This is a genomic window from Pseudomonas sp. Xaverov 259, assembly GCF_019352915.1.
GTDB lineage: Bacteria > Pseudomonadota > Gammaproteobacteria > Pseudomonadales > Pseudomonadaceae > Aquipseudomonas.
Genome location: NZ_JAAAFV010000018.1, coordinates 284,047 through 310,642, shown reverse-complemented (window position 1 = coordinate 310,642; position 26,596 = coordinate 284,047). Strand labels below are relative to the sequence as shown.

Annotated in this window: 20 protein-coding genes; 7 read left to right on the top strand and 13 right to left on the bottom strand. The window is 59.2% G+C overall.

Annotation, left to right across the window (positions count from 1 at the left end):
- Positions 1–74: 74 nt before the first annotated feature.
- Genes miaA through K0H48_RS04410 form a run of 5 tightly spaced genes read right to left on the bottom strand, consistent with a single transcriptional unit; the run spans position 75 to position 5,716 of the window.
- A complete protein-coding gene (gene miaA / locus K0H48_RS04430) occupies positions 75–1,046 on the bottom strand; it encodes a tRNA (adenosine(37)-N6)-dimethylallyltransferase MiaA (RefSeq protein WP_219266544.1) in 972 nt (323 codons plus the stop codon).
- Positions 1,046–2,944, bottom strand: coding sequence for a DNA mismatch repair endonuclease MutL (gene mutL, locus K0H48_RS04425; RefSeq protein WP_219266679.1), 1,899 nt, complete (start codon positions 2,942–2,944; stop codon positions 1,046–1,048). The genes miaA and mutL overlap by 1 nt, the downstream gene beginning before the upstream one ends.
- Before the next feature lie 14 nt (positions 2,945–2,958).
- A complete protein-coding gene (locus tag K0H48_RS04420) occupies positions 2,959–4,380 on the bottom strand; it encodes an N-acetylmuramoyl-L-alanine amidase (RefSeq protein ID WP_219266543.1) in 1,422 nt (473 codons plus the stop codon).
- A gap of 17 nt (positions 4,381–4,397) precedes the next feature.
- Entirely contained in the window at positions 4,398–4,868 is a 471-nt protein-coding gene (gene tsaE, locus K0H48_RS04415; RefSeq protein ID WP_219266541.1) for a tRNA (adenosine(37)-N6)-threonylcarbamoyltransferase complex ATPase subunit type 1 TsaE, read from the bottom strand.
- A complete protein-coding gene (locus K0H48_RS04410) occupies positions 4,856–5,716 on the bottom strand; it encodes an NAD(P)H-hydrate dehydratase (RefSeq protein WP_219266540.1) in 861 nt (286 codons plus the stop codon). Before K0H48_RS04410 ends, tsaE begins: the two co-directional genes overlap by 13 nt.
- 63 nt (positions 5,717–5,779) lie before the next feature.
- Between K0H48_RS04410 and queG the strand changes: the two genes are divergently transcribed.
- On the top strand, positions 5,780–6,844 hold the full coding sequence (queG, locus tag K0H48_RS04405) for a tRNA epoxyqueuosine(34) reductase QueG (RefSeq protein ID WP_219266538.1): 1,065 nt from the start codon (positions 5,780–5,782) through the stop codon (positions 6,842–6,844).
- Here queG and K0H48_RS04400 read toward each other — a convergent pair.
- The 3 genes from K0H48_RS04400 to orn form a co-directional block, all read right to left on the bottom strand.
- On the bottom strand, positions 6,841–7,458 hold the full coding sequence (locus K0H48_RS04400) for a trimeric intracellular cation channel family protein (RefSeq protein WP_169986743.1): 618 nt from the start codon (positions 7,456–7,458) through the stop codon (positions 6,841–6,843). The genes queG and K0H48_RS04400 overlap by 4 nt on opposite strands.
- 100 nt (positions 7,459–7,558) lie before the next feature.
- Positions 7,559–12,235, bottom strand: a complete 4,677-nt coding sequence (locus K0H48_RS04395; RefSeq protein ID WP_219266537.1) for an RHS repeat-associated core domain-containing protein — start codon at positions 12,233–12,235, stop codon at positions 7,559–7,561.
- Positions 12,236–12,494: 259 nt separating this feature from the next.
- Positions 12,495–13,037 carry an oligoribonuclease gene (orn, locus tag K0H48_RS04390; RefSeq protein WP_219266536.1) on the bottom strand — a complete coding sequence of 181 codons (543 nt, stop codon included), beginning with the start codon at positions 13,035–13,037 and terminating at the stop codon, positions 12,495–12,497.
- Positions 13,038–13,144: 107 nt separating this feature from the next.
- On the opposite strand from orn, the gene rsgA reads away from it, so the two are divergent.
- Complete coding sequence (rsgA, locus tag K0H48_RS04385) at positions 13,145–14,176, top strand: small ribosomal subunit biogenesis GTPase RsgA (RefSeq protein WP_003171340.1); 1,032 nt, start codon at positions 13,145–13,147, stop codon at positions 14,174–14,176.
- A gap of 286 nt (positions 14,177–14,462) precedes the next feature.
- Positions 14,463–14,858 carry a type II toxin-antitoxin system PemK/MazF family toxin gene (locus K0H48_RS04380; RefSeq protein ID WP_219266535.1) on the top strand — a complete coding sequence of 132 codons (396 nt, stop codon included), beginning with the start codon at positions 14,463–14,465 and terminating at the stop codon, positions 14,856–14,858.
- Between the two features lie 61 nt (positions 14,859–14,919).
- Here K0H48_RS04380 and motB read toward each other — a convergent pair whose 3' ends face one another.
- Both motB and motA read right to left on the bottom strand, forming a co-directional pair.
- Positions 14,920–15,939: a flagellar motor protein MotB gene (gene motB / locus K0H48_RS04375; protein WP_219266533.1), complete on the bottom strand. Its 1,020-nt coding sequence runs from the start codon at positions 15,937–15,939 to the stop codon at positions 14,920–14,922.
- Between the two features lie 3 nt (positions 15,940–15,942).
- On the bottom strand, positions 15,943–16,794 hold the full coding sequence (motA, locus tag K0H48_RS04370; RefSeq protein ID WP_003217532.1) for a flagellar motor stator protein MotA: 852 nt from the start codon (positions 16,792–16,794) through the stop codon (positions 15,943–15,945).
- 166 nt (positions 16,795–16,960) lie between these two features.
- On the opposite strand from motA, the gene K0H48_RS04365 reads away from it, so the two are divergent.
- The 3 genes from K0H48_RS04365 to asd are packed head-to-tail and all read left to right on the top strand — an operon-like array spanning position 16,961 to position 20,245.
- Complete coding sequence (locus K0H48_RS04365) at positions 16,961–18,496, top strand: HDOD domain-containing protein (RefSeq protein ID WP_219266532.1); 1,536 nt, start codon at positions 16,961–16,963, stop codon at positions 18,494–18,496.
- Between the two features lie 57 nt (positions 18,497–18,553).
- On the top strand, positions 18,554–19,369 hold the full coding sequence (locus K0H48_RS04360) for a rhodanese-like domain-containing protein (protein ID WP_219266531.1): 816 nt from the start codon (positions 18,554–18,556) through the stop codon (positions 19,367–19,369).
- A 15-nt stretch (positions 19,370–19,384) separates the two neighbouring features.
- Positions 19,385–20,245 carry an archaetidylserine decarboxylase gene (asd, locus tag K0H48_RS04355; protein ID WP_219266530.1) on the top strand — a complete coding sequence of 287 codons (861 nt, stop codon included), beginning with the start codon at positions 19,385–19,387 and terminating at the stop codon, positions 20,243–20,245.
- Between the two features lie 131 nt (positions 20,246–20,376).
- Here asd and serB read toward each other — a convergent pair whose 3' ends face one another.
- Positions 20,377–21,591 (bottom strand): phosphoserine phosphatase SerB, encoded by a 1,215-nt coding sequence (serB, locus tag K0H48_RS04350; RefSeq protein ID WP_200432031.1) that lies wholly within the window; start codon positions 21,589–21,591, stop codon positions 20,377–20,379.
- Positions 21,592–21,724: 133 nt separating this feature from the next.
- Between serB and K0H48_RS04345 the strand changes: the two genes are divergently transcribed.
- The gene (locus K0H48_RS04345; RefSeq protein ID WP_219266529.1) at positions 21,725–23,257 is read left to right on the top strand and encodes an AhpA/YtjB family protein; all 1,533 of its coding nucleotides are present in this window, start codon (positions 21,725–21,727) and stop codon (positions 23,255–23,257) included.
- A 182-nt stretch (positions 23,258–23,439) separates the two neighbouring features.
- Here the strand turns inward: K0H48_RS04345 and K0H48_RS04340 are convergent, their stop codons facing one another.
- Together K0H48_RS04340 and parC are read right to left on the bottom strand one after the other, a co-directional pair.
- On the bottom strand, positions 23,440–24,147 hold the full coding sequence (locus K0H48_RS04340; protein WP_219266528.1) for a membrane integrity-associated transporter subunit PqiC: 708 nt from the start codon (positions 24,145–24,147) through the stop codon (positions 23,440–23,442).
- Positions 24,148–24,323: 176 nt separating this feature from the next.
- Positions 24,324–26,588 carry a DNA topoisomerase IV subunit A gene (gene parC / locus K0H48_RS04335; protein ID WP_017138479.1) on the bottom strand — a complete coding sequence of 755 codons (2,265 nt, stop codon included), beginning with the start codon at positions 26,586–26,588 and terminating at the stop codon, positions 24,324–24,326.
- Between the last annotated feature and the right edge of the window lie 8 nt (positions 26,589–26,596).

Sequence of the window (26,596 nt, the reverse complement as noted above, 5' to 3'; positions counted from 1 at the left end):
ATCAATAATAAAATTCGGAAAATAGATAGCTTATGGCCGTCACACCCCCAAGGATAGACGGCAATTGCAAGGACTCAGCTCAATATGGAGACCGATCCCAAGTATTTCAAGGCGCGTGACAGATTGTCGCTGTCCAGGCTGTCCAGCCAGTGCAAATCACTCCAGCTGCGCAACCAGGTGAACTGGCGCTTCGCCAATTGGCGCGTGGCAATGATGCCGCGCTCCTGCATTTCGGCTGACGTCAGCTTGCCATCCAGATGTTCCCAGACTTGGCGGTAGCCTACAGCACGTATCGAAGGCAACCCGGCATGCAGGTCACCTCGGGAACGCAGTGCTACGACCTCGTCCACAAACCCCTGTTCCAACATAATTGTGAATCTTTGTGCAATTCGTTCATGCAACACCTGGCGATCTGCCGGGGCAATGGCCAGATTCGCCACAGTATAGGGCAATTGTGACTGTCCAGATGCGCCTGCTTCAGCACTTTGCGCAGTTTGTTTCAGCCTGTGTTCAGTCATGGTCTGGCCGCTCACCCGCCAGACTTCCAGGGCGCGGCTGAGGCGCTGGGGGTCATTGGGGTGAATGCGCGCAGCGGAAACCGGGTCAACTGCCGCCAACTGGTCGTGCAGGGCTTGCCAGCCGAGGCGTGCAGCCTCTTCTTCGATTTCGCCGCGCACCTGGGCGTCGGCCGCCGGCATATCCGCCAAGCCTTCCTGCAGAGCCTTGTAATAGAGCATCGTACCGCCCACCAGCAGCGGGATATTTCCCCGCGCGGTGATTTCGGCCATGGCGGCCAGGGCGTCAGTACGAAAATCGGCTGCGGAATAACTCTCGGCCGGGTCGATGATGTCAATCAACCGGTGCGGATACTGTGCCAACAGCTCTTTTGAAGGCTTGGCCGTGCCGATGTCCATGTCCCGGTAAACCAGGGCAGAGTCGACACTGATCAGCTCGCAGGGCAGCACTTTGGTCAGCTCGATGGCCAGGTCGGTCTTGCCGGCGGCCGTAGGGCCCATCAGGAAGATGGCAGGGGGCAAGGCACTCATCAACGGCCGCGCAAGAACAGTTTGTCCAAGTCGTCCAGGCCCATTTGGGTCCAGGTCGGTCGGCCATGGTTGCATTGCCCGCTGCGCTCGGTGTTTTCCATGTCGCGCAGCAAGCCGTTCATTTCCGGCAAGGCCAGGCGACGGTTGGCGCGGATTGCACCGTGGCAGGCCATAGTGCCGAGCAGTTCGTTGATGTGCGCCTGGATGCGGTCACTGGTGCCGTATTCCATCAGGTCGGCCAGCACGTCGGCCACCAGGCGGTTGGCTTCGGCTTGCTTGAGCAAGGCCGGAATCTGGCGGATGGCCAGGGTTTCCGGGCCCAGGCGTTGCAGTTCGAAGCCCAGCTTCTGGAACACGCTGTGGTGTTCCTCGGCGCAATCGGCTTCACGCTGGCTCACCGCCAGGGATTCCGGCACCAACAACGGCTGGCCGCTAAGACCTTCACTGGCCATGGCGATCTTCAAGCGCTCGTACATGATCCGTTCGTGGGCGGCATGCATGTCCACCAGCACCAGGCCGTGGGCGTTTTCGGAGAGGATATAAATGCCCTTGAGCTGCGCCAACGCATAACCCAAAGGCGGAATATCACCGCCGCCCTCAGGCAACGCCACAGCGCCGGGTTCGGCACCCGGCAGCGGTGCAAAAAATTCGCGATAGGCGGCCTGGGCCTCAGCCACCGGCACAGCCGACTGCGGACGAGGCGTGTATTGGTACTGATAGCCCGCGCCCGAACCGGAACCCGGCGCGGTGTAGGAAGGCTGTGGTTGCGGCGATTGCAGCAGGTTGGCGGCCAGGCTCATTTCGCCCTGAGGGCCAAACTCGCCAGCCTCCGGACCGCTGGGCCTTACCACCGCCGTCACGATCGGCGCAGACAACTGGTCATCCGGGCGCACATCGCCCAGGGCTCGGTGCAGCGTGCCATAAAGGAAGTCATGCACCATGCGCCCGTCACGGAAACGCACTTCGTGCTTGGTCGGGTGCACATTGACGTCGACCACCGACGGGTCGACCTCAAAAAACAGCACAAACGTCGGATGACGCCCGTTGAACAGCACATCGCGATACGCCTGGCGCACCGCGTGGGCTACCAGTTTGTCGCGTACCGCACGGCCATTCACAAAGAAATACTGCAAGTCCGCCTGGCTGCGGGAGAAGGTCGGCAAACCCACCCAACCCCAGAGCCGCAAGCCATTGCGCTCGATTTCAATTGGCAGCGCCTGCTCCAGGAAGCCTGCGCCGCAGATCGCCGAGACCCGCCGAGCGCGCGCAGCGTCGTCATGGGCTTCGTGCAGGCTGAGAATGGTTTTGCCGTTGTGGCGCAAATGGAACGCCACATCAAAGCGCGCCAAGGCCAGACGCTTGATGACTTCTTGCAGGTGATCGAATTCGGTTTTTTCGGCCTTGAGGAACTTGCGCCGCGCGGGCGTGTTGAAAAACAGGTCGCGAACCTCAACCGAAGTGCCCACCGGGTGCGCGGCCGGCTGCACGCGAGGCGCCATGTCACGGCCTTCGGTTTCCACCTGCCAGGCTTGTTCGGCGCTGCGGGTGCGGGAAGTCAGGGTCAGGCGCGCTACGGAGCTGATGGACGCCAATGCCTCACCACGAAAACCCAGGCTCATTACCCGCTCAAGGTCTTCGAGGTCGCGAATCTTGCTGGTGGCGTGACGCGCCAGAGCCAGCGGCAGGTCATCCGAGGAGATCCCGCTGCCGTCGTCACGCACCCGTAGCAGCTTGACGCCGCCCTGCTCCACATCGACATCAATGCGCTTGGCACCGGAGTCGATGCTGTTTTCCAGCAATTCCTTGATCACCGACGCCGGGCGCTCAACCACCTCACCCGCTGCAATCTGGTTGGCGAGGCGCGGGCTGAGCAGTTCGATGCGTGAACCGCTATTCAAAACTGATTCGCTCATTACTGCGCCGCCAATTCTGTGCCAGGGATGGTCAACACCTGGCCAACTTTCAACTCATCGGTCTTCAGGTTGTTGGCGCTGCGCAAGGTCGCGGCCGATACCTGAAAACGCACGGCCAGCATGGCCAGGGTGTCGCCGGGCTGCACGCGATGGTCACGCGGGCCTTGGGCGATCTTGCCGGAGTCACGCAGCCAGGCAATGTAGGTGCCCGGCGGCGGGTTTTGCTGGAAGAACTGGCGAATACCGGCGCTGATCGAACGCGCCAGCGCCTGCTGGTGGCTGGAACTGGCCAGTTTCGAGGCTTCGTTGGAGTTGGAGATAAACCCGGTTTCCACCAGGATCGACGGGATATCCGGCGACTTCAACACCATGAACCCGGCCTGCTCCACGCGCTGTTTGTGCAGAGACGTCACGCGGCCAATGTTGCTCAGGACTTTTTGGCCGACATTCAAGCTGGAGGTCAGCGAAGCGGTCATCGACAGGTCGAGCAATACGCCTGCGAGCATTTTGTCTTTGTCGTCGAGGGAAACGTTGCCGGCCCCGCCGATCAAGTCGGAACGGTTTTCGCTGTCGGCCAGCCAGCGTGCGGTTTCGGACGTAGCGCCACGATCCGACAAGGCAAACACCGAGGCACCGAAGGCCGCTGTCGATGGCGCAGCGTCGGCGTGGATCGACACAAACAGGTCGGCGCCCTTCTTGCGAGCGATTTCGGTACGGCCGCGCAGCGGGATGAAGTAATCGCCGGTACGGGTCAGCTCGGCGCGATAGCCTTTCATACCATTGACTTGGCGCTGCAGTTCACGGGCGATGGCCAGTACCACGTCTTTCTCGTGCTGGCCGCGCGAACCGGAGGCGCCCGGGTCTTCCCCGCCGTGGCCGGCGTCGATCACCACAATAATGTCGCGCTTGCCCGCAGGCGCCGGTGGTGGTGGCGGCAACTTGACCTGCGGCTGCGCCGGGTTGACCGGTACGGCCGGCACCGTCGCAACACTCGGGGTTGGCGCAGGCGGCGGCGCGGCATCGGCGGGATTGTCGAACAGGTCGACCACCAGCCGGTTGCCGTATTGGGCATTAGGCGCCAGTACGAAGCTTTTCGGGGTCACGGCCTTTTTCAGGTCGATGACCACACGCAGGTCGGTCGGCGTGCGCTGGGCCGAGCGCATCGCGGTGATCGGGGTATTGGCGGTGGAGACTTTCAGCGGCGCGCCGAGGGTGGCGCCGTTGATGTCGATCACCAGGCGATCGGGCGCCGTCAGGGTAAAGACGCTGTGCTGGACCGGGCCAGACAGGTCGAACACCAGTCGCGTGTTATCCGGCGCTCGCCACAGGCGAACACTTTTCACCTGTGAAGCAGCCAGAGCATTGAAAGTCATTGCCGCAAGCAACACCCCTACGACAGCAACCATCGCGCGAAAGCGCATACCTAACCCCACCAATTTTATTTGAATTCCAATGCCAGGGCCGCGCACCAAGACTGGCCGCGCGTACTCTGGGGCAACAACTTCAGCTGACGTCCATGCTCATGCGGCGTAATGGTAATGGTCAGGTCCGGCTTTGGCAAAAAGCCTGTGCCTTTATCTGGCCACTCGATCAGGCACAGTGCGTCTTCATCAAAGTAATCACGGATGCCCATGTACTCCAGTTCTTCGGGGTCGACCAGCCGATACAGGTCGAAGTGGAAGGCGCGAACCGCACCGATCTCGTAGGGTTCGACCAAGGTGAACGTCGGGCTTTTTACCGCGCCCCCGTGGCCCAACCCACGAATAATCCCCCGCGACAGTGTGGTTTTGCCCGCGCCCAGGTCGCCTTCAAGGAAAATCAGTCCCGCGCCGGCCGTAACCTGGGCAATACGCTGACCCAACGCGACCATGGCGTCTTCATCAGCCAGAAAAAGGCTTACTTCAGACACGGCGACTGCTCCTCCAGCAATTGACGAATGGCGGGTATCAGGTCGCTGGCGGCCAGGCCGCGACCGTAAGTGCCTTGGCGATCCCCCGCCGTGGCGTGCAACCACACGGCCAGGCAACTTGCCTCATAGGCGGGCATGCCTTGGGCCAGCAATGCACCCACCAAGCCGCTCAGCACATCCCCCAAACCGGCGGTTGCCATCGCCGGGTGGCCTTGGTCACAGCGCGAAACACGACCATCCGGGCTGGCAATCAAACTGCCAGCACCCTTGAGGATAGCCACTGCATTGAATTTCTGGCTCAAAGCGCGCGCCACGTTAAGGCGATCGGCCTGAACCTCGGCTGTCGTGATACCCATCAACCGCGCCGCCTCGCCGGGATGCGGCGTGATCACGCTGTTGGTCGGCAGGCTTACACCACCTGCAGCCAACTGGTTCAAGGCGTCGGCATCCCAGACTTGCGGCTGCCGGGCGTTGGCGGCGACCGACAACAGGCTTTTGCCCCAGGACGCTGCGCCCAGGCCGGGGCCGATAACGATCACCGAGATTTTTTCAAGCAGCCCCATCAACTGATTGGCCGAACTCACGCCGACGGTCATCACCTCAGGCAAGCGTGCGAGTGCAGCCGGCACGTGTTCCGGGCGAGTCGCCAGCGAGACCATGCCCGCGCCACTGCGCAAGGCGCTTTCGGCGCTGAGCAACGCAGCACCGCCAAAGCCATGGTCGCCGCCGATGACCAGCAGGTGGCCGAACTGACCTTTATGGGCGTCCGGGGAACGTGCAGCCAGTTGCGGCAAATGGCCGTGCAACAGCGGCTGTACGTCGGTAATTGTGTGTTTTGTCTGCGGCATGCGTCTTCAAGCTCCGATGTCTGGCAGAATTATACGCATCTAACCTGTGGTTTCCCGTGTCTCATGCCCGCAATTACTTCCGATCTGCCCGCCCTCGCCCAATCGATCAAAGACTGGGGCCGCGAGCTGGGCTTTCAACAAGTCGGCATCAGCGGCCTGGACCTGGCCGAACATGAGCAGCACCTGCAACGCTGGCTCGACGCGGGCTACCACGGCGAGATGGAATACATGGGCGCCCATGGCAGCAAACGCTCGCACCCCGAAGAACTGGTGCCGGGCACCCTGCGCGTGGTGTCGCTGCGCATGGATTATCTGCCAGGCGACACGCAAATGGCGCAGTTGCTGGCCAAGCCAGAAAAAGCCTACATCTCCCGTTACGCCCTGGGCCGTGATTACCACAAGCTGATCCGCAAGCGCGTGCAGCAACTGGCCGACCGTATCCAGGCACAAATCGGCCCGTTTGGCTTTCGCGCCTTTGTCGACAGCGCGCCCGTGCTGGAAAAAGCCATTGCCGAAAAAGCCGGCCTCGGCTGGATCGGCAAAAACACCCTGGTACTCAATCGCAAGGCCGGCAGTTACTTCTTCCTGAGTGAACTGTTTGTCGATTTGCCCTTGCCGGTGGACGCGCCCCACACCACCGAGCATTGCGGCCGCTGCACCGCGTGCCTGGATATATGCCCCACCAATGCCTTCGTCGGCCCATATGTGCTCGACGCGCGGCGCTGCATTTCCTACCTGACCATCGAACTCAAGAGTGCGATCCCCGAGGACCTGCGCCCACTGATCGGCAATCGGGTGTTCGGCTGCGATGACTGTCAGATCGTTTGCCCGTGGAATCGTTTCGCTCGATCCACGGCCGAGAGCGATTTCAAGCCACGGCACAATCTGGATAACGCAGAACTGGCCGAACTGTTTATGTGGGATGAGGATAAATTCCTCAGCAGCACCGAAGGCTCGCCCCTACGCCGCGCCGGTTATGAGCGCTGGCTGCGCAACCTGGCAGTGGGCCTGGGCAACGCGCCGTCGAGCATCCCGGTGCTCGAAGCCTTGAAAGCACGCCGCGATTATCCGTCCGAGCTGGTGCGCGAACATGTGGAATGGGCGCTCAACCAGCACGCTACGCGCTAGTGCACGTCGTCGTTGTAGACGAACTTGGGCATTTCCCAGTGAAAACGGATCGCCAGCAGGCGTAGCAGAAAGCCGCTGAACAAGGTCAGCAGAATCGCCTGCTCGCTGGGCAGTTGGAGATACAGGCACAGCATGTAGAACCAGGCGGCGAGGAACGACACGCTGGCGTACAGCTCACGGCGGAAGATCAGCGGGATGTCGTTGCAGAAGATATCGCGCAGGATGCCGCCGAATACGCCCGTGATCACGCCGCTGACCGATGCCACCAGCATGCCGTGGCCCATTTCCAACGCTGTCATGCAGCCGATCAAGGTGAAGGCCACCAGGCCCAAGGCGTCCAACGCCAGGAACAACGAGCGCAGGCGGCGCATCAGCGGCGCAATAAAGATCGTCACCAATGCCGCGATGGAGGTGAGCACCAGGTATTCCGGGTGTTTTACCCAGGTCAGCGGGTAATGCCCCAACAGCACATCGCGTACCGAACCACCGCCCAGCGCGGTGACGCAGGCGATCAGCACCACGCCAAACCAGTCCATGCCACGGCGCCCGGCGGACAGCGCGCCGGTCATGGCTTCAGCGGTGATGGCGATGAGGTAGAGCATCAACAGCATGATGGCGATCCTTGCAAAGAGGCCGGCAGTTTACATGGGCACCACCCACGCCAACAGGCATCCAGGCAAGCATTGCACTACAGGCACAGGGCAAACCACACGTTCACGCGGGCGAAATCCTAAAAGCCCAACGCCGTATATCGTCGCCCTTGGCAACTGCAGTACCCGTCAGCAGCGTGCCTCTGATAGGGCCCAGTGTTTTCACCCCACTGGCGACCGCACTTGCCAACCGACTCAACAAAGGCGCCTCACTGGCAGCACCCTTTAACAGATTACTGAGCGTCAGCATGATTTGAGGGTAGTTTGAATAGGCCCCCACGCTAAGTGACAGAAGTCCGGTCACCATGCTCACGTAACCCAACACATCACCTGCAACGGAACCAGGGTGATACTCTTTAACCAATGCCGAAGCAATGCCGGTAACCCCAGAACAAACCCCCATGGAAGCGCCAACAACCAACAACGGGGTTATTGCTCCTGCCGTCATTACCTCGGCGACCACCGCCACAATAGTCAACACACCCAATCCGATACCCAGCCATGTGCGCCAAGACCAATGCCCCGTAGGATCAATATGGTTTATAGGGTCTCCCAGGCAGTACGCGTAAGCATTGATTCCGCCAGCGCCAAATGGGCTGGACGCGTCAGGCTGATGAAACCTCATCAATTCCGGGTCGTAGGTTCGGTAGCCATTGCCTAAGTGATAGCCGCCCATCACCGCGCTGCGAAGCTCACCATTAAACTGGGCAAGGCTGATTTCATCGTGAGTGCGGTGTATACCGCGTTTGCCAGCCTCGCTCCCGCTTAGTCCATACGGCAAGTAGCCGAGGGTCCGTACGGGATCGCGCGGATCATCCGTGGCCACGACGCGGACGCTGTTATTCATGTCTGTGCCGAATAACAGAGCAGGCGGCCTATTCTCACCGACCTTCGTGCCTTCGCATTGGGCCAACAGCATGCCAGCGTGCTCAAGGAATGTGATGGCGGTTTCATTTATCAGCTCAACACATACGCGGCTATCAATATAAAACCGGTTGCGCGTCAGCCCCCCTATGGCCACCGTCAATAACCGATCAGTGCCGTCATAGCTAAACGCTTCAACAACGTTGCGTGGGACATTGTTTATAATATTCAGGCGCCCTAATGCATCGTATCGGTAGGTGTGTTCTTTTTGCCCATCCGTTACCAAACGCCCGCTTTTATCGTACTTAAATACCATAGAGGGGACAGTTTCGCCGCCAACCCGAACACCTGTCAGACGCCCACAACCAGCAGGGATATCGTAATCATAGAACTCCGTATGCATCGCCCCGTCGGCAGCCTCGGTTTTCACGCTCGTTATATTGTCGAAAACATCAAACTCATAAACTTGTTCGCGCACGCGTCGACCGAAACCATCCAGCGGACTTTCGCCTTCACAGCGATAGCGAACGAGTCTGCCACGCGAATCATAAACAAAGGACTCACTCAGCGTCTCTTGCCCGGCAGACTCAATTGATCTGGCTACAAGGTTGTTATCAGCAGCGTACTCAGACTGCATTTCCCAATGAACAGTTGAAAACTCGTCTGGTATTTTTTTAAAACTGAGCGTTCGACGAGTTTCGCGCCCCAAAGCGTCATATTCAAGGGAAGTTTTCATGCAATACCCCTGCGGCGTATCCAAGACCTCCACCTCGGACAACAGCCCCACAGGATCGTAAGTCATCTGAGCCTGAATCGCGCTCTGGCTAACTTTTTCAACCCGACCAGCCTCATCATAAACTACTTCACGAACGTCCCCATTCGGCAATATTGTTTTTACCAGTCGGCCGCCATGAGAGTAGCTATGACGCACGCTGTAGTTTTTATCAAGCACTCGATAAGACTCTTCTTTGATATAACCAGAAGGCCAATAACTGCGATTGACTGAGCTGTCGCCCTCTTGGGCAGTAACAAGTTTATTCGTTCGCGGATCATACCAACGCTGGGATAACACACTCTCCGGCTTTTCATTCACGACGACCGTCGCATGGCGAAGCAGCAACGCGCCATCAAGATGGGCATCATGACTATAGCGGATGGTGCTCCCATCAGCATTCGTCTGAAGCTCGGGGTAGGGGACGCCTCGCGCATACTGATATTGGGTCTCCACACCGCCGGTGGCTTTCTTGATCAGACGGCCGATCCCATCAAACTCCTGAGTGCCCAAGATAACTGAGCCAACTTTTATTTCTGTCGGATGAGGCTCATGACTATTAGCCGCATATCGGGTTTCAACAACAGTGCCATCTGGCAATATCGTCTGAGTCTTACGATCGAAGACGTCATAGCGGTAGTGGCTTACATTGCCGAGCGGATCTTTCCGGGATACGCAGCGACCAATGCCGTCATAGGTATTACTCGTGGTGTGCCAGGATTGACCGTCGAAAACTTTTACCTCATCAACATGGCCGAAAAGGTTGATTTTTTTTATGCTGACATTCTTTGCTTCGCGCATGGACTCGGTAAGTGCCAAGAAGACTTTGTCTCCGCCCCCCCCGCTCGCCGATTTAGCCAGTAGCCAGCGTGACTCGCTCATACTGATGGGGTCGAAACTGATTCGCTCGACCTTTCGATCCGTGTGAACTATCGCTTTTAAGTGACCCCAATCATCGTAATCGTATTTCTTCGTCAGTACTATAGGGGTGGTCTTGTCAGGGCGACCGAAATAATCCATAAAATTTTCGTACGCCAACTGACCAACATCATTGTAACTCGCACTATACACCCCTGCTGTTAACGGCATACCGTGCTCATCAATGATCTCTTCATATGATTCGGAAACCGACAAGACTCTCCCAAACCCGTCATAGAACACTATTTGCTTACGGCCATTGACGTCGTGGCAGCGCAGACCGCAAGGCGCTTGCTCCTTGTCCTCCTCGGCCGACCGAGAGACTTGTAAATACTCGGTTTTTCTACCCGCCTCATATTTTGAGTAAGGTGAAACCGTTTCACGCACAAGGCGCCCTAATACATCGCGCTCAGCAACAACCGTTGCAGCACCATCGGCTGTTCTGGAGAGTTCTTCACCTGTGTAAGCGGAATAGACATGGGTCGTAATTTTCGAGGTGCCATCAAACCCAGCCACCGTTGTTTCAACTTCAACCTTCCCATTGCCAAACTCCTGCTCGAAAAACCTATAAGCATAACTAAGCTGGGTAAATTCCTCGCTGCCGAAGCTTATATCAACGTACGCAGGCCTGCCGTACACCCTATGCTTCTTTATATCTTTTAAATACGTAGTCTTTTGTTGAAAGCACTTCTTTTCAAGCCCGGTGCTTAACTCTATCAATTCTTCAGTTTCTGGCCATACGTCCAAGTAACCACCCGCAGTGAGCGACGACTGGACGGTATAGGAAAAGCGCTTGATTAATGTACCATTCGGCGTTGGGGCAGGTGCAGGTATCCGTCTGAGTTCCTTAAGGTGCCGAACAATCGGAATGCTGCCGCGCAATTCGTCGACCGTATAATAGAGATACTCAGAGCGCGTACCATCTGGCTTAGTTTCAGACAAGAGGTTGCCATACTCGTCGAACTCGGTTGTGGTCTTTTCGACTCTCTGCTTTGGACCCTCCGTACGCCCTACCTCCTCATAAGTTACCGTCTTAACATGCACCAACTGATAATTAGCTGACTGCTGCGAAGGCAGCCCTTTTTTAGCCGGATAGTGCTCATATTCACACTTATGACGTGTATTACCACACGCTACCTCTTCACAAATCAACAGATGAAAAACATTGTAAGTACGCCTGACCTCTCGTTCTTTGCCGAGATCCCCATTCATCTGCCGCTCTACCGAACTGTATTGATAATTCGGCTCCCGCTCATAAACCGCTTCCCCTTCGGCATCGCCCTCTCGCTCACCTCGCAACAAAAAATTTTTGGCCGAGAATTCATAGGTTTTCACGATCGCTGGATTCCCAAACCCCGGCGAACGGGTATATTTACTGACCGCGTGTATTTTCTCCTTGTGCCCGGAACTCGATCGCGAGTGAAGCTGAACGTTGCCGTACTCGAGATGTTCCTCCCCCCGCATGGGGTTGATAACCCGTTGAATATAGGTTCTGCCGTCCAGCACGGTGTAGCCGATTCTCCATTCGCCCGCATTTTCAGGCAGGGACACCACTGTTTCTTCAGCCACCTTGCGAACGCTGAATACCGCTTCGGCCCTGGTGCCAGGGTTCTGAGTCAGGACAAACCCGCCTTCCCCCAAGTAATCGATACGCAAACTCTCTCGCCGACCGAAGATTGCGTGCAACAGCAACTTACCCTGATACAACCGATGCGCAAAGGTGCAGGACAGACCATTACTTGAAGTCACTTTGGACGTCACAGCGAGGTGACTATCGCCATGGACTGTAAGCTCTTCCACATTTCCAGTCTTAGTCACGACACGGAAGCGTCCAGCCCCATCATTCAAGAACAACAAATTGTTGACTTTATGATCTTTGAACGCATATTGATCAGCCACTTTTGTCAGCTCATGAACCTCTCCACTCGCCAAGGTCAACCGATGGGTTTGAGTATTGAACGAACTTACCGACATTGACCAGCCGACACCAAAACCGACATCCGCAGGATCCATTGAGCTGAAACGTAACTTGATGGGTATTAACGGCCCCCGTCCCTCGAAAGTTTTTACATCCGCCAAGTGCAACTCGCACGAATAGCTACCTGTTCGCGGATCCACCCCGTGATGGATAAACTCATGAAAATTGAACGCAGAGGAAAAAACTCTTTGCCCCGTAGACTCCGACATATTTATTCCTTATAGACATACTGCATTCTGACTTGCCATTAACAAACAGCCCTCACCCGACTCGGTGTGAAAGCCGCCTCTCGTAGCAACAGTCTATGTCTACATAAAAAACAATCGTGTACGAAGTCACTCCCCGGACTATTTAAAACAGCATCACAATCGGACAGATAAATCCGCGTCTCATGCGGGCATTAAAAATTAGCTATCAGCAACCACCCGCCACTTATACAAGTGCGCCCCGGTGGTAGCTGGAGCGTTATCAGAACTTGATGAAATGCTTGCGGTAATGCTGCAACTCGGCGATCGACTCACGAATATCATCCAGCGCCAGGTGCGTGCTGCCTTTATGGAAGCTGTCCTTAACCTCCGGCGCCCAGCGCGCCGCCAGCTCTTTCAAGGTGGACACATCCAGGTTGCGGTAGTGGAAGTAGCTTTCCAGCCCCTTCATGTGCGTATAAAGGAAGCGACGATCCTGGCAGATGCTGTTGCCACAGATTGGCGACTTGCCCTTGGGCACCCACTTTTCCAGGAAGGCGATGGTTTCAGCTTCGGCCTCAGCCATGCTGATACGGCTGTCGCGCACGCGCTGGGTCAGGCCGGAATTGCCATGGGTGCGGGTGTTCCACTCGTCCATGGTGGCCAGTACGGCGTCGCTGTGATGGATGGCGATCACCGGACCTTCAGCCAAGGTGTTGAGGTTGCTGTCGGTGACAATGGTCGCCATCTCGATGATGACGTCGGTGTCGGGGTTCAGACCGGTCATTTCCAGATCGATCCAAATCAGGTTCTGTGGGTTTTGCATGGCTTGATTCTCTTGGCCCTTGGCTTAGCTGCGCAGTTTAGCAGGCGGGGGCGTGCTAGACTCGCGACCGTTTTACCCAACCTTTGCATTATCGACACGGAACACCAATGGCCAAACGCCAGCTCAATCGCCGCCAAAACTGGCGCATCGAAAAGATTCAAGGTGAACGCGCCGCTCGCGCCGCCAAACGTGAATCCTCCGCCGTGGAAGCGCTCGAGGGCGGCGACCTGGGGCCTGAACAAACGGGCCTGGTGATCGCGCACTTTGGTGTGCAGGTCGAAGTCGAGGCGCTCGAAGGCGAACTCGCAGGTTCGGTGTCCCGCTGCCACTTGCGCGCCAACCTGCCTGCGCTGGTCACCGGCGACAAGGTCGTGTGGCGTGCCGGCAACCAGGGCATCGGCGTGATCGTCGCCCAGTTGCCGCGCACCACTGAACTGCGCCGCCCCGACAGCCGTGGCCAGCTCAAGCCGGTGGCGGCCAACGTCGACATGATCGTGATCGTGTTCGCACCGCTGCCCGAGCCGCATGCCAATTTGATCGACCGCTACCTGGTCGCAGCCGAGCATGCCGGCATTCGCCCGCTGCTGCTGCTGAACAAATTCGACCTGATCGACGAACAGAACGCCCCGGCGCTCAACGCGTTGCTGGCGGTCTACCGCACGCTGGGTTACCCGGTGCTGGAAGTGTCTGCGCATCACGGCAATGGCATGGAACAGCTGCAACAGCAGTTGGACGGGCGCATCAGTGTGTTCGTCGGCCAGTCGGGCGTGGGCAAGTCATCGCTGGTCAACAGCCTGCTGCCGGAAGTCGACACCCGCGTCGGCCCACTGTCGGAACTGTCCGGCCAGGGCACCCACACCACCACTACCGCGCGGTTGTTCCACTTCCCCGGCGGCGGTGAGCTGATCGACTCCCCAGGCATCCGTGAATTCGGCCTCGGCCACGTCAGCCGCAGCGATGTGGAAGCAGGCTTTATCGAGTTCAACGACCTGATCGGCACCTGCCGCTTCCGCGACTGCAAACACGACCGCGAGCCGGGCTGCGCGTTGCTCAAGGCCCTGGAAGATGGGCGCGTGCAGCAGCAGCGAATGAACAGCTATCGGTCGATTATTGCGAGCTTGCCGGAGAGCAGCTATTAACGATCCATTTCTTGATACACATAAACCAGTGTACTGAAGGCCCTAGTCCATTGATTTAATGGGAGCAGGCATCAAGAATCCGGACCAACTGGGTGGCTCATACGCACAAGCCAGCTTGTATTCGGATTTCTCGATGCGCATAATTGCTCCGTCACCAGCGAAAGCTGGCAGGAGTCTGGATCCTTTTCGGGGTTGATCCAGCGGCGCAGAAGGGGCGAAGCAAGCTCCACTGCGCGTCGAATGAAGCCGCCTTCGGGCGGCTTTGCTTTTTGTGGGGCATTAACATTTGGCTCTCTACTATCACCCCAAACAAGGCGATGTGCTGCTCTGCGACTTCACCCGAGGTTTTGTAGCTCCGGAAATGCTGAAGATCCGCAAAGTGGTAGTGATATCGCCTACTGCTACTCACAACCGCAAGCTGTGTACCGTGGTGCCGATATCTTCTACCGCTCCCGATATTCAGTACGATTGGCACCACTTGCTGCGCACCAACCCACTTCAATCCGACGGCTATAAAGAGCTATGGGTGAAGTGCGACATGATTTACACCGTCAGCTTCGAGCGTCTCGACAAACTGCACAGAAAGACTCGCGCCAAGGGCCGGGAGTACTTCGTGCCGCGCCTGTGCGTGGAGGACATGCGAGGTGTCATCAGCGGCGTCAAAGCCTACCTTCCTCTCTGAACACAAATGAAAACGCCCCGACATAGTCGGGGCGTTTTCATTTACAGCCAACAAAGACCGCTTACGAACCCGGCGCAGGCGCAGTCGGGTCTTTCACCCCACCGTCATCAAACAGGTTCAGCTTCTGCCGCAGCTCATGGGCTGGCAACGGCTCCTGCCCTGGCGGAATCGCATTCGGATCGGCCGGCACTTCACCCGGTGCGCCTTCGCCCTGGGTCGGTGCCGCAGGTGGCGGCTGATCACCTTCAATCGCACGCTGGGCTTTTTTAGTCAGCACCACGATATCGATACGGCGGTTGATCGGGTTGAACGGGTCTTTAGGGTCAAACAACTGCGAAGACGCAAACCCCACTACGCGCGCCACTTGCGGGTCGGGATAGCTGCCCGCCACCAGCGCACGGCGGGCGGCGTTGGCGCGGTTGGCCGAAAGCTCCCAGTTGCCGAAATCGCCTTGGCCCGCATAGGGCTTGGCGTCGGTGTGGCCGCTGATGCTGATCTTGTTCGGCACCGCCTTGATGGTGTCGGCCATGGCCAGCAGGATGTCTTCGAAGTACGGCTTCAAGCGCGCACTGCCGGAGTCAAACATCGGCCGGTTGGCGGCGTCGGTGATCTGGATGCGCAAGCCTTCGGGGGTGATCTCGAAGGAAATCTGATCCTTGAATTTGAGCAATTGCGGGTTTTCTTCGACCTTGGTCTGCAGTTCCTGCAGCAGCAACTCCAGGCGTTCTTTCTCGACCTGCTCGGCCATGGTTTCAGCGGTTTCGCGCTCGATCGGGATGTTTTCCTGCGGCGATTCGGTTTTGACTTCCGGGTTGATGGTGCGCTCAGGCGCCAGTTGCGGCGAGCCGCCCAGGTCGATCACGAAGGGCGTGCCGCTTTCCGAAAAACCAATCGGGTCTTTGAAGTAACCGGCGATGGCGATCTTCTGCTCGGGCGTGGCGGTCGACATCAGCCACAGCACCAGGAAGAACGCCATCATCGCCGTAGCAAAGTCGGCGAAGGCGATTTTCCAGGCGCCGCCATGGTGCCCCGCAGCGAAGCGCTTGACGCGCTTGATGATTATCGGCTGGTTGTTTTCCATGACTTAGCGACCGCGAACCGCTTGTTCCAGCTCGGCAAAACTTGGGCGATGTTTCGGGTACAGCACCTTGCGCCCGAACTCCACCGCCAGCGATGGCGGCATGCCGGACGCCGAAGCCACCAGGCAGGCCTTGATCGCTTCGTACAAATTCACTTCTTCCTTGGCATCGTGGGCCAGAGACGTGGCCAATGGGCCGAAGAAACCGTAGGCCGCGAGGATACCGAAGAAGGTCCCGACGAGGGCCGCGCCCACATGCATACCGATGGCCTTCTGGTCGCCTTCGCCCAGGGATGCCATGGTCACCACGATACCGAGTACCGCCGCGACGATACCAAAACCGGGCATGCCGTCGGCGATGCCGGTCACGGCGTGGGAAGGGTGTTCCAGCTCTTCTTTGAGGCTGAACAGTTCCATGTCGAACAGGCCTTCGAGCTCGTGCGGAGCCATGTTGCCGGAGGACATGATGCGCAGGTAATCACAGATGTAGGCGGTCATGCGCTCATCTTTGAGCACGGCCGGGTACTTGGCAAAAATCGGGCTGGCGGCGGCGTCTTCGATGTCGCCTTCGATGGCCATCATGCCTTCGCGGCGGCTCTTGTTGAGGATCTCGTAGATCAGCCCCAGCACCTCGAGATAAAAGGTATGGGAGAAGCGCGAGCTGAACATGCCCAATGACTTCTTGATCACATGCATGGTCATGTAGCCAGGGTTGGCCTGCAGGAAAGCACCAAACGCGGCGCCGCCGATGATCAGCACTTCGAAGGGCTGGATCAGCGCGGCAATTTTACCGTGGGACAAGACGTACCCACCGAGCACACTTGCGATGACGACGATGATGCCGATAATTTTAGCCATAGGAGATTGGTACTTGCGCCGTCGGGTTCATGGACATAATGGGTGCTGCAGAAAACTCTTGTTCTACTTATCGGCAAAACTGCGCCAGACTATAGCCCGTTAAGGCGAAAAGCCAATTCGGCCCGTTCCGGGCGTGTTGAACGCAAGTGATGATCGCGCCCCAATCATGGCAAACGAAACGACAGTTCCAACGACAAAACCCACCACCCTCGCCGCTTGGATCAAGCGCCTGGACGATGTGCTACTGCCTGTTCCTCAGGCTAGTCACGAACGCGTGTGCAAGGCCATCCGCGACAGCCGCAGTTCATTGCGAGATATTGCCGAGCTGATGCAAAACAGCCCGGCGCTGGTGCTCAGTGTGATGCGCGAGGCCAACAGCCAGGCGCACGGCAGCCTGTCGGGGCCGGCGGAAAACCTCGAAGTGGCGCTGAACCGCCTGGGCCTTAAACGCGCCGAAGAATTGCTCGCGCGCCTGCCCGCGGTGCCGGAAAAAGACATCCCGGTGGCCTTGCGCCAATTGCTGCTGGTCAGCCAGCACGCCTCACAGCAAGCCAATGGTTTGTTCGCCAGCCGCCTGGCGCGGCTGTGGCAAGACATCCATTGGGGCAGCCTGCTGTTTCTGTCGCCACTGTGGCCGCTGGCCGTGGCCTACCCCAAGCTTCTGGAAGAATGGGAACTGCGGGTGATCCACAAAGGCCAGTCGGCGCGCAAGGTCGAGCAGGAACTGTTCGGTGTGCGCCTGCTCGACCTGTGCCTGGGCTTGACCGAAGCCTGGCACCTGCCGATCTGGGTATCCCAGGGCTACAACCTGCTGCTGACCGAACAGCGCTTACTGGTCAAGGCGCTGCACATCGCCCGCGAAGATGATGCGTTGCGCCAGCAGCAATTGCTCGATGCCGAACCCAACCTGCGGCGCTGGCTGAACCAGCCCGCCAATACCGTACTTTTGGCCAACGGCCTGGCGATGTCGGCCCAGGAATCCTGGACCTGCCCACACACCGAGCGCTGGCAATACCTCACCGCGCTCTACCTGCAAGCGCCGCTGTGTGACGTGCAGCAGCAGGTTCACCAACAAGCGGTCACCAGCGCGCGAACCACCTTGATGCCGGACCTCTGGCACCCGGCGCTGTCGCTGATCTGGCCCTGGCATGTGCAAAAAGTCCATCGCGGCCTGCTGCCCGCACCACCGCCCACTGCCGAAGCACTGGCCGTGTGGCGCAAGCGTTGCACCGAATTGCTGGTCGAGCCGAGCCGCTTTGCCAACGCCATGCACTTGACCACCTGTGCCAGGGAAGCCTTGGTCGCCAGTGGCATGCAGCGCGTGCTGCTCTTTATGGCCGACCGCGCCCTGAGTACCTTGCGTGTGCATCAGGCCGATGGCTTGCCCAAGGACGCTGCCAACCTGAGCCTGGACGTGGTCAACAGCACGCTGCTGCAGCGCCTGCTGGAAAAGTCCGCGCAAGTGCGTCTCACGCCAGACAATCACGCGCAATTTTCCGCGCTGCTGCCGCCGATCCTGCGCCGCTGGTTTACCGGTGAACACCTGTTGCTACGCTCCCTGAGCTGCAATGGCCGGGTGGTGATGCTGATGGTCGCCGACCAGGGCGGCGGGCCGTTCTCGGAAACCACCGTGCAGGCCTTCGGCAAAACCGCTCAATGCATCGAGAAAGCGCTGCACAGCTTTACCAACCGCAGCGCCTGATGCTTGCGCTACAATCGCCGTCCTTTATCGCCAACATTTGTGCGCAGGAGACCTCACATGCCTGACTTCTCTGGCTTGCCGCTGGTGATCGAATCCAGCGACCTGCTTGGTCGCCTGGATGCCGAACACTTGATTCTGGTGGACCTCACCAGTGCCGCCCGCTACGCCGAAGGGCATATCCCCGGCGCGCATTTCGTTGACCCCAAGCGCACCCAACTGGGCCAGCCGCCCGCACCCGGCTTGCTGCCGCACAAGGCCGAGCTGGAAAAGCTGTTCGGCGAACTGGGCCACACCCCGGACGCCACTTACGTCGTCTATGACGACGAAGGCGGCGGCTGGGCCGGGCGGTTTATCTGGATGCTCGACGTGATCGGCCACCAGAAATACCACTACCTGGACGGCGGCCTGCTGGCCTGGCTGGAAGGTCAGCACCCAGTGTCCACCGAAGTGCCCGCCCCGGTTGGCGGCCCGGTCAGCCTCACGCTGCACGACGGCCCCACCGCCACCCGTGAATACCTGCAAAGCCGTCTCGGTGCGGCCGACCTGGGCATCTGGGACGCACGCGGCCCGCTGGAGTATTCCGGCGAGAAAGTGCTCGCCGCCAAGGGCGGGCACATCCCCGGCGCCGTCAACTTCGAATGGACTGCCGGCATGGACAAGGCGCGCAACCTGCGCATCCGCCGCGACATGCCGCAGATCCTCGAAGACCTCGGGCTGACCCGCGACAAAGAAATCATCACCCACTGCCAGACTCACCACCGCTCTGGCTTCACCTACCTGGTGGCCAAGGCGCTCGGTTATCCGCGAGTCAAAGGTTATGCCGGTTCCTGGGGCGAATGGGGCAACCACCCCGACACCCCCGTCGAGATTTAAGGTTTAAGGACAGTTATGAAAAAGCAGTTGTTTATCCTCAGCCAGTACTTGCTTCCGCACCACTTGCTGTCGCGCCTGGCCGGCTGCATTGCCGAGTGCCGCGTGCGCTGGTTCAAGAATGCCTTCACGGCGTGGTTCGCCAAGCGTTACCAAGTGGACATGTCCCAGGCGCTGGTGGAAGACCTCACCGCCTACGAGCACTTCAACGCCTTCTTCACCCGCGCCCTGAAAGACGGCGCCCGCCCGCTGGATGAAACCCCAGGCGCGGTGCTGAGCCCAGCCGACGGCGCGGTCAGCCAGCTTGGCCCGATTGAACACGGCCGGGTGTTCCAGGCCAAAGGCCACAGCTTCAGCGTGCTGGAATTGCTGGGTGGTGATGCGGCACTGGCCGCACCATTCATGGGTGGTGATTTCGCCACTATTTACCTGTCACCGAAGGACTACCACCGCGTACACATGCCTTTGGCCGGTACGCTGCGCGAGATGGTCTACGTGCCGGGCCGGATTTTCTCGGTTAACCAGACCACTGCCGAAAACGTGCCTGAACTGTTTGCGCGCAACGAGCGTGTTGTCTGCCTGTTCGACACCGAACGCGGCCCGATGGCTGTGGTGCTGGTGGGTGCGATGATTGTGGCGTCGATTGAAACTGTGTGGGCCGGGCTGGTGACGCCGCCGAAGCGTGAACTGAAAACCTTCCGCTACGACGAAGCCGCACGCGCGCCGATTCACTTGGAGAAAGGTGCTGAACTGGGCCGCTTCAAGCTGGGTTCGACCGCCATCGTGCTGTTCGGGCCGGATCAGGTGAAATGGGCAGAGGCGTTGGTGGCGGGTGCGCCAGTGCAGATGGGCCAGGGTATCGCCGCGCCTAAAGCCTGACCTGATCGCTCCCACGCTCTGCGTGGGAGCGCCCTCCTGTGACGCTCTGCGTCACGCCCTTGAAGCTGACGCGGAGCGTCAGGGGCGGCATTCCCACGCGGAGCGTGGGAACGATCAACAGTGCAAACCGCTTACAGCTGCCCGTCGCGATCGCGAAAGCCCAGCAGATACAACACACCATCCAGCCCCAGCGTCGAAATCGCCTGCTTGGCCGATTGCTTGACCAGCGGCTTGGCACGGAACGCCACACCCAAACCGGCAATCGCCAGCATCGGCAAGTCATTGGCACCGTCGCCGACCGCAATGGTCTGCTCCAGACGCAAACCTTCCTTGTGGGCCAACTCCTTGAGCAAGTCCGCCTTGCGCTGCGCGTCGACAATCGGCTCTACCGCCACGCCGGTCACCTTGCCATCCACCACTTCCAGCTCGTTGGCGAACACATAATCGATACCCAGCTTGGCCTGCAATTGCTTGGCGAAGTAGGTGAAGCCGCCGGACAGGATGGCGGTTTTGTAGCCCAGGCGCTTGAGTTCGGCGAACAGGGTTTCGGCGCCTTCGGTGAGGCGCAGCGAGGCGCCAATCGAATCCAGCACGCTTACGTCCAGGCCCTTGAGTAGTGCCAGGCGCTCCTTGAAGCTGGCGCGAAAATCCAGTTCACCAGCCATCGCGCGCTCAGTGATTTCGGACACTTGCTCACCCACACCTGCGGCCTTGGCCAACTCGTCGATGACTTCGGCTTCGATCAGTGTGGAGTCCATGTCGAACACCGCCAGGCGGCGGTTACGGCGGAACAGCGAATCTTCCTGGAAGGCGATGTCGACATTCAATTCCTGGGCCACGCTAAGGAACTCAGCGCGCAGGGCTTGCGGGTCGGCCGGTTCGCCGCGCACGGAGAACTCGATGCAGCCCTTGCCTTTGTCCGCCGGCGTGTCCAATGGCATACGACCCGACAGACGGTCGATATGGTCGATATTCAAACCATATTGAGCGGTGATCGAGCTGACGCGCTGCAATTGTTCGGCGGTCACTTTGCGGGTCAGCAGCGTCACGATGTGGCGTTTTTTGCCCTGGCCGTCCACCCAATGCTGATAATCGGCTTCGGAGACCGGCGTGAAACGCACCTGCTGATCGAGCTTATACGCCGTAAACAGGATGTCTTTAAGCACCGACGAGGCCTGCTCGGTGCTGGGAATTTCAACCAGGATGCCAAACGACAACGTGTCGTGGATCACCGCCTGGCCGATGTCGAGAATGTTCACACCACCCTGGGCCAGAACACCGGTAATGGCCGCGGTGAGGCCCGGGCGATCTTCGCCGGTGATGTTTATCAGGACAATTTCGCGCAAAGCGCACCCCCAGGCTGGAAAAAAACCGCATTCTACCCACTTTCAGTGACCATCGGGCGCAGCGAGCGCTTTGCCGGTTCTAGGCCTGTCGCTATACTGCGCGTCAACTTCACGGACCAAGAGCCGAGCGCAAGTGAACCGGCCCACGCCAGTAAAAACCGATAACTTCTTCCTGCTGATCTTCCGGGCACTGCGCCACCGCCGTGTACCGATCGCATTACGCATCGCCAGCCATAACGTGATCCTGGTCGCTCTGGCCTTGGTGATCTACGCCTGCGTGATGGGTTTGCAGTTCAAGCAGGCCATGCACGAGCAAGCCGATGCCTTGGGTGAGAGCCTGACGACCCAGACCGCCACCTCGGCGACTGAGTTGCTGGTGTCCAACGATATCCTCAGCCTCAACGTGCTGCTCAATAACCTGACCAAGAACCCGCTGGTGGCGCACGCCGCCATCTACAGCGTGGACAACCGGATCATGGCCGAAGCCGGGCAGCGCCCGAAAAACGGCCTGTTGGGTGAAGCCGAAGGTCTGTATTCGAGCAATATTACGTTTCAGGATGTGAAGGCCGGGCAACTGCGCATCAGCCTCGACATGCAGCAATTCCAGCAGCCGATGACCATCAGCCTACAAAGCATGGGCATCCTCAGCGCGATCCTGCTGGCCTTGGCCCTGGCCCTGAGCTTGCGCCTGGGTCGGCATATCTCCACGCCGCTGATGCAACTGCGCATCTGGCTGCGCGATATCGACGAACACACCCCGGCCACCGACCGCCAGGATGAAATCGGCGACCTCGCCCGCCAGCTTCACGCCAGCTTCGCCCCAGAGCCGGTGGTGCCTGAGGTTGAACCGGAGCCAGAGTACGACGACACCGACTACGACGACGAGCCGGAGTTTGAAGTGCGCAACCTGCGTGACCCAGGCTTTGACGAAAGCGCGCCGGTGGCCGCCCTCAAGCCTGCGCCACGCCAGGTGATCAAGGCCGAAGAAGACGAACTGGACGATGAAGACCCGTTCGCCGACCTGCGCGACACCTCGGCCGCCGCGCCCGTTGCGGCCCCGCAACCTGCGCCGGTGAAAAATACCGAGCCGCAGCACAGCGCCGTACTGGCTGTGCAACTGGGTGCCCAGGACCAACTGCGTCGCCTGCCGCGTGCGCGCCTCACCGAATTGCTGGAACGCTACCGCGATTGCCTCGACCAGGCCGCCTCGCTCTACCAGAGCGAGCTGCATACCCTGAACGACGGCAGCACGTTGATGCTGTTCCATAGCGAAGACAGCGGCGAAGACTACCTGACCAATGCGATTTGCTGCGGCGAGCTGCTGCGCGCCCTCGGCCATGCCTTGCAGATTGAAGTGGCCGACAGCGGCATTACGTTGCAGCTGCAACTTGGCCTGACTGTGGGTGACGATCTGTTCGGCATGAGCCAGATCGACCTGCTGCTGACCGAGATCGCCCAGGATGCGCTGGCCTTGTCCCAACACAGCCGCAACCTGCTGCTGGTGGAGCGCAAGATCAGTGAAGATGCGTTGATCCGCCAGCGCGCACGTATCCGCCCGATTGCCAGCCCTGAAGGCGCGAGCTGTGTGGAGCGGCTGATGGAGCCGTACCCGTCAATGCTGGAACGGCAGTTGGCGCGCATGCATGAGACCCGTAACAAGCCCTGACAGCTTGATCGTTCCCACGCTCCGCGTGGGAATGCATTCCGTGACGCTCTGCGTCACTGCTGCGCAGTGCTGACGGCGGGACGCGGAGCGTCTCAAGAGGCATTCCCACGCGGAGCGTGGGAACGATCAACAACAAAAAGGCCCGCTGAGTAAGCGGGCCTTTTGTTTGGGCACGATTCAGGTCAGAACCTGAACACTTCCATATCCGTACGAATCGGCGTAGCCATCGGCATCTTCGGCTTTTCCGGAGCGGACGGTTTGGCTTGAGCCGGAGTTTGCTTGCGCGGCGCTTCAGCCACTGGCGGCTGGTTGGCCAATGGCTTGAGGGCCACCGACAACTGCTGCGCCAGATGCTGCAACAACACGCCCTGGGCCTGGACCTGAGACGCGGTGGTGCCGGTATGTTCTTCCTGCAGATGCACGATGCGGTTATCGCGCACCTGGCCACGGCGGTCGATCAAGCGCCATTGCGCGTCAAGAATCGCCGGCTGCGAAGTACCCGAGTCGAGCCGCGTAATGGTCAACAAGACCTGTACATCCGGGGTGAAACCGGATGGCCCAGGCGCAAGCACCACACGCTGGCTGTCGAGATGACCAGCCACCTGACGCAACATCAGCTGGTTGATATCGGACGACAAACTGCCCGCCCAACGACCATCGGTGGAACCTTGCAGGCTGCCGTCGTTCTGACGTTGCAGCAGGGTTTCGCGTTGCAGGTAATCAGCAACGACGACCGGGCCAAGCAAAACGGCCATACCTGCGGTTTGCGCAGGCTGAGCCGGACTTCCGCTGTCCAGCTGGTACAGCGACACCGGTTGGTGTGTGCTGCAACCCGCCAGCCCCAAAAGGCCAGCGAGCATCAAAAATAAAGGAAGGCGTGGAGCAGTCATCATCCCATCCAGGTGGCTGCCACAAGGCGAACCACAATGTAATACTAAAAATAACCTAAACACGCTCGGCCACGCCGGCGCTGGAAAGGCCATATCATCCGTGAATATGCGTCCTGACTCCAGCGCGAAAGCGTCGATCTACGCGTTAAATCGTAGATCGAGCCCTCTAATCCGCCTTAAACAGGCGTTTCCACCAGCAAAGCATCCACACGCTGAAAGCCACGCGGCAGTTTATTACCCCGTCGGCCACGCTCACCCTTGTAGTGTTCAAGGTCGTCGGGGCGCAGAGACAGCGTGCGCTTGCCGGCCTGGAGCACCAGGGTAGAGCCTTCCGGGATCACGGCGATGTCGGTCACGTACTCTTCGCGACTGGCCACGCGCTCCCCGGGAATCCCGATAATCTTGTTGCCCTTGCCTTTACCCAACTGTGGCAAATCGCTGATCTTGAACACCAGCAAACGCCCTTCGGTGGTCACCGACGCCAGCCAGTTGCTCTCGCGGTCTTCCACGGTGCGCGGCAGGATCACTTTGGCGTTGTTCGGCAGGCTCAACAGCGCCTTGCCCGCCTTGTTCTTGGCCTGCAGGTCTTCACCCTTGACCACAAAACCGTAACCCGCGTCGGAGGCGATCACGTACAGCGAATCGTCATCCGGCAGCAGCACGCACTCGAAATTCGCCCCCGGTGGCGGCGTAAGGCGCCCGGTCAGCGGCTCGCCCTGCCCCCGTGCGGAGGGCAAGGTGTGCGCCGGCACCGAGTAGCTGCGCCCGGTGGAGTCGATAAACACCGCAAACTGGTTGGAACGCCCGGCTGCAGCGGTCTTGAAACCATCGCCAGCCTTGTACGAGAGGCCGGTGGCGTCAATATCATGCCCTTTGGCGGAACGAACCCAACCCTTTTCCGACAGAACGACGGTAATTTTTTCGTTAGGCAGCAACTCGGTTTCTGTCAGGGCTTTCGCCTCTGCGCGCTCGACGATTGGCGAACGGCGATCATCACCATAGGTTTCGGCGTCTTTGATCAGTTCGCTGCGCACCAGCTTCTTGAGCTTGGTTTCGCTGCCCAGCAGGGCTTGCAGCTTGGCTTGTTCCTTGAGCAGTGCATCTTGCTCGTCGCGCAACTTCATCTCTTCCAGCCGCGCCAACTGACGCAAACGGGTGTCGAGGATGTAATCGGCCTGGATCTCGCTCAGCTCGAAACGCGCGATCAGCTCGGCTTTCGGGTGCTCGGCGGTACGGATGATGTGGATCACTTCATCCAGGTTGAGGTAAGCAATCAGCAAACCATCCAACAGATGCAGGCGGCGCTCAACCTTGTCGAGACGAAATTGCAGGCGACGGCGCACGGTCTGTACACGGAACTCCAGCCACTCCACCAGCAGGTTGCGCAGGTTTTTCAGCTGCGGCTTGCCGTCCAGGCCGATGATGTTGACGTTGACCCGGTAGCTGGACTCAAGGTCGGTGCTGGCGAACAAATGCTGCATCAGCACTTCGTGGTCGACCCGGCTGTTGGTCGGGATGATCACGATGCGGCACGGGTTTTCGTGGTCGGACTCGTCACGCAAGTCAGCCACTTGCGGCAATTTCGACGGTTTGGCCTGCATCAGCGCGGCGATCTGCTCCAGCACCTTGGCACCGGACACCTGGTGCGGCAGCGCGGTAACAATAATGTCGCCGTCTTCAATGTGGTAAACCGCGCGCATGCGCACCGAGCCCTTGCCGGTCTCGTACATCTTCAGCAGGTCGGCGCGCGGCGTGATGATTTCCGCTTCGGTCGGGTAATCCGGGCCTTGAATATGCTCGCAGAGCTGCTCGACTGTGGCTTTTGGCTCATCGAGCAAACGCACGCAGGCAGTCGCGACTTCGCGCAGGTTGTGCGGCGGTACGTCGGTGGCCATGCCGACCGCGATGCCGGTGGTGCCATTGAGCAGGATATTCGGCAAACGCGCCGGCAACACCAGCGGTTCGTCCAAGGTGCCGTCAAAATTCGGCCCCCAGTTCGCAGTGCCCTGGCCCAACTCGCTGAGCAGCACTTCCGAATAACGCGACAGGCGCGCCTCGGTGTAACGCATGGCGGCGAAGGACTTGGGATCATCCGGCGCACCCCAGTTACCCTGGCCATCCACCAAGGTGTAGCGGTAGCTGAACGGCTGCGCCATCAGCACCATGGCTTCGTAGCAGGCCGAGTCGCCGTGCGGGTGGAACTTACCGAGCACGTCACCGACGGTACGCGCCGATTTCTTGTGCTTGGAGTCTGCGTCCAGGCCCAACTCACTCATGGCGTAGATAATGCGCCGTTGTACGGGCTTAAGGCCGTCGCCGATATGCGGCAAGGCACGGTCCATGATCACGTACATGGAGTAGTTGAGGTAGGCATTTTCGGTGAAGTCAGCCAGCGATCGGCGTTCTACGCCATCTAAGCTGTCTGCGAGGATGTCACTCATGCGGGCCT

Coding starts and splice junctions, on each gene's coding strand:
- miaA (WP_219266544.1), bottom strand. CDS start 1,046: ATGAGTGCCTTGCCCCCTGCCATCTTCCTGATGGGCCCTACGGCCGCC.
- K0H48_RS04420 (WP_219266543.1), bottom strand. CDS start 4,380: ATGCGCTTTCGCGCGATGGTTGCTGTCGTAGGGGTGTTGCTTGCGGCA.
- K0H48_RS04410 (WP_219266540.1), bottom strand. CDS start 5,716: ATGCCGCAGACAAAACACACAATTACCGACGTACAGCCGCTGTTGCAC.
- queG (WP_219266538.1), top strand. CDS start 5,780: ATGCCCGCAATTACTTCCGATCTGCCCGCCCTCGCCCAATCGATCAAA.
- K0H48_RS04395 (WP_219266537.1), bottom strand. CDS start 12,235: ATGTCGGAGTCTACGGGGCAAAGAGTTTTTTCCTCTGCGTTCAATTTT.
- orn (WP_219266536.1), bottom strand. CDS start 13,037: ATGCAAAACCCACAGAACCTGATTTGGATCGATCTGGAAATGACCGGT.
- rsgA (WP_003171340.1), top strand. CDS start 13,145: ATGGCCAAACGCCAGCTCAATCGCCGCCAAAACTGGCGCATCGAAAAG.
- motB (WP_219266533.1), bottom strand. CDS start 15,939: ATGGAAAACAACCAGCCGATAATCATCAAGCGCGTCAAGCGCTTCGCT.
- motA (WP_003217532.1), bottom strand. CDS start 16,794: ATGGCTAAAATTATCGGCATCATCGTCGTCATCGCAAGTGTGCTCGGT.
- K0H48_RS04365 (WP_219266532.1), top strand. CDS start 16,961: ATGGCAAACGAAACGACAGTTCCAACGACAAAACCCACCACCCTCGCC.
- K0H48_RS04360 (WP_219266531.1), top strand. CDS start 18,554: ATGCCTGACTTCTCTGGCTTGCCGCTGGTGATCGAATCCAGCGACCTG.
- asd (WP_219266530.1), top strand. CDS start 19,385: ATGAAAAAGCAGTTGTTTATCCTCAGCCAGTACTTGCTTCCGCACCAC.
- K0H48_RS04340 (WP_219266528.1), bottom strand. CDS start 24,147: ATGACTGCTCCACGCCTTCCTTTATTTTTGATGCTCGCTGGCCTTTTG.
- parC (WP_017138479.1), bottom strand. CDS start 26,588: ATGAGTGACATCCTCGCAGACAGCTTAGATGGCGTAGAACGCCGATCG.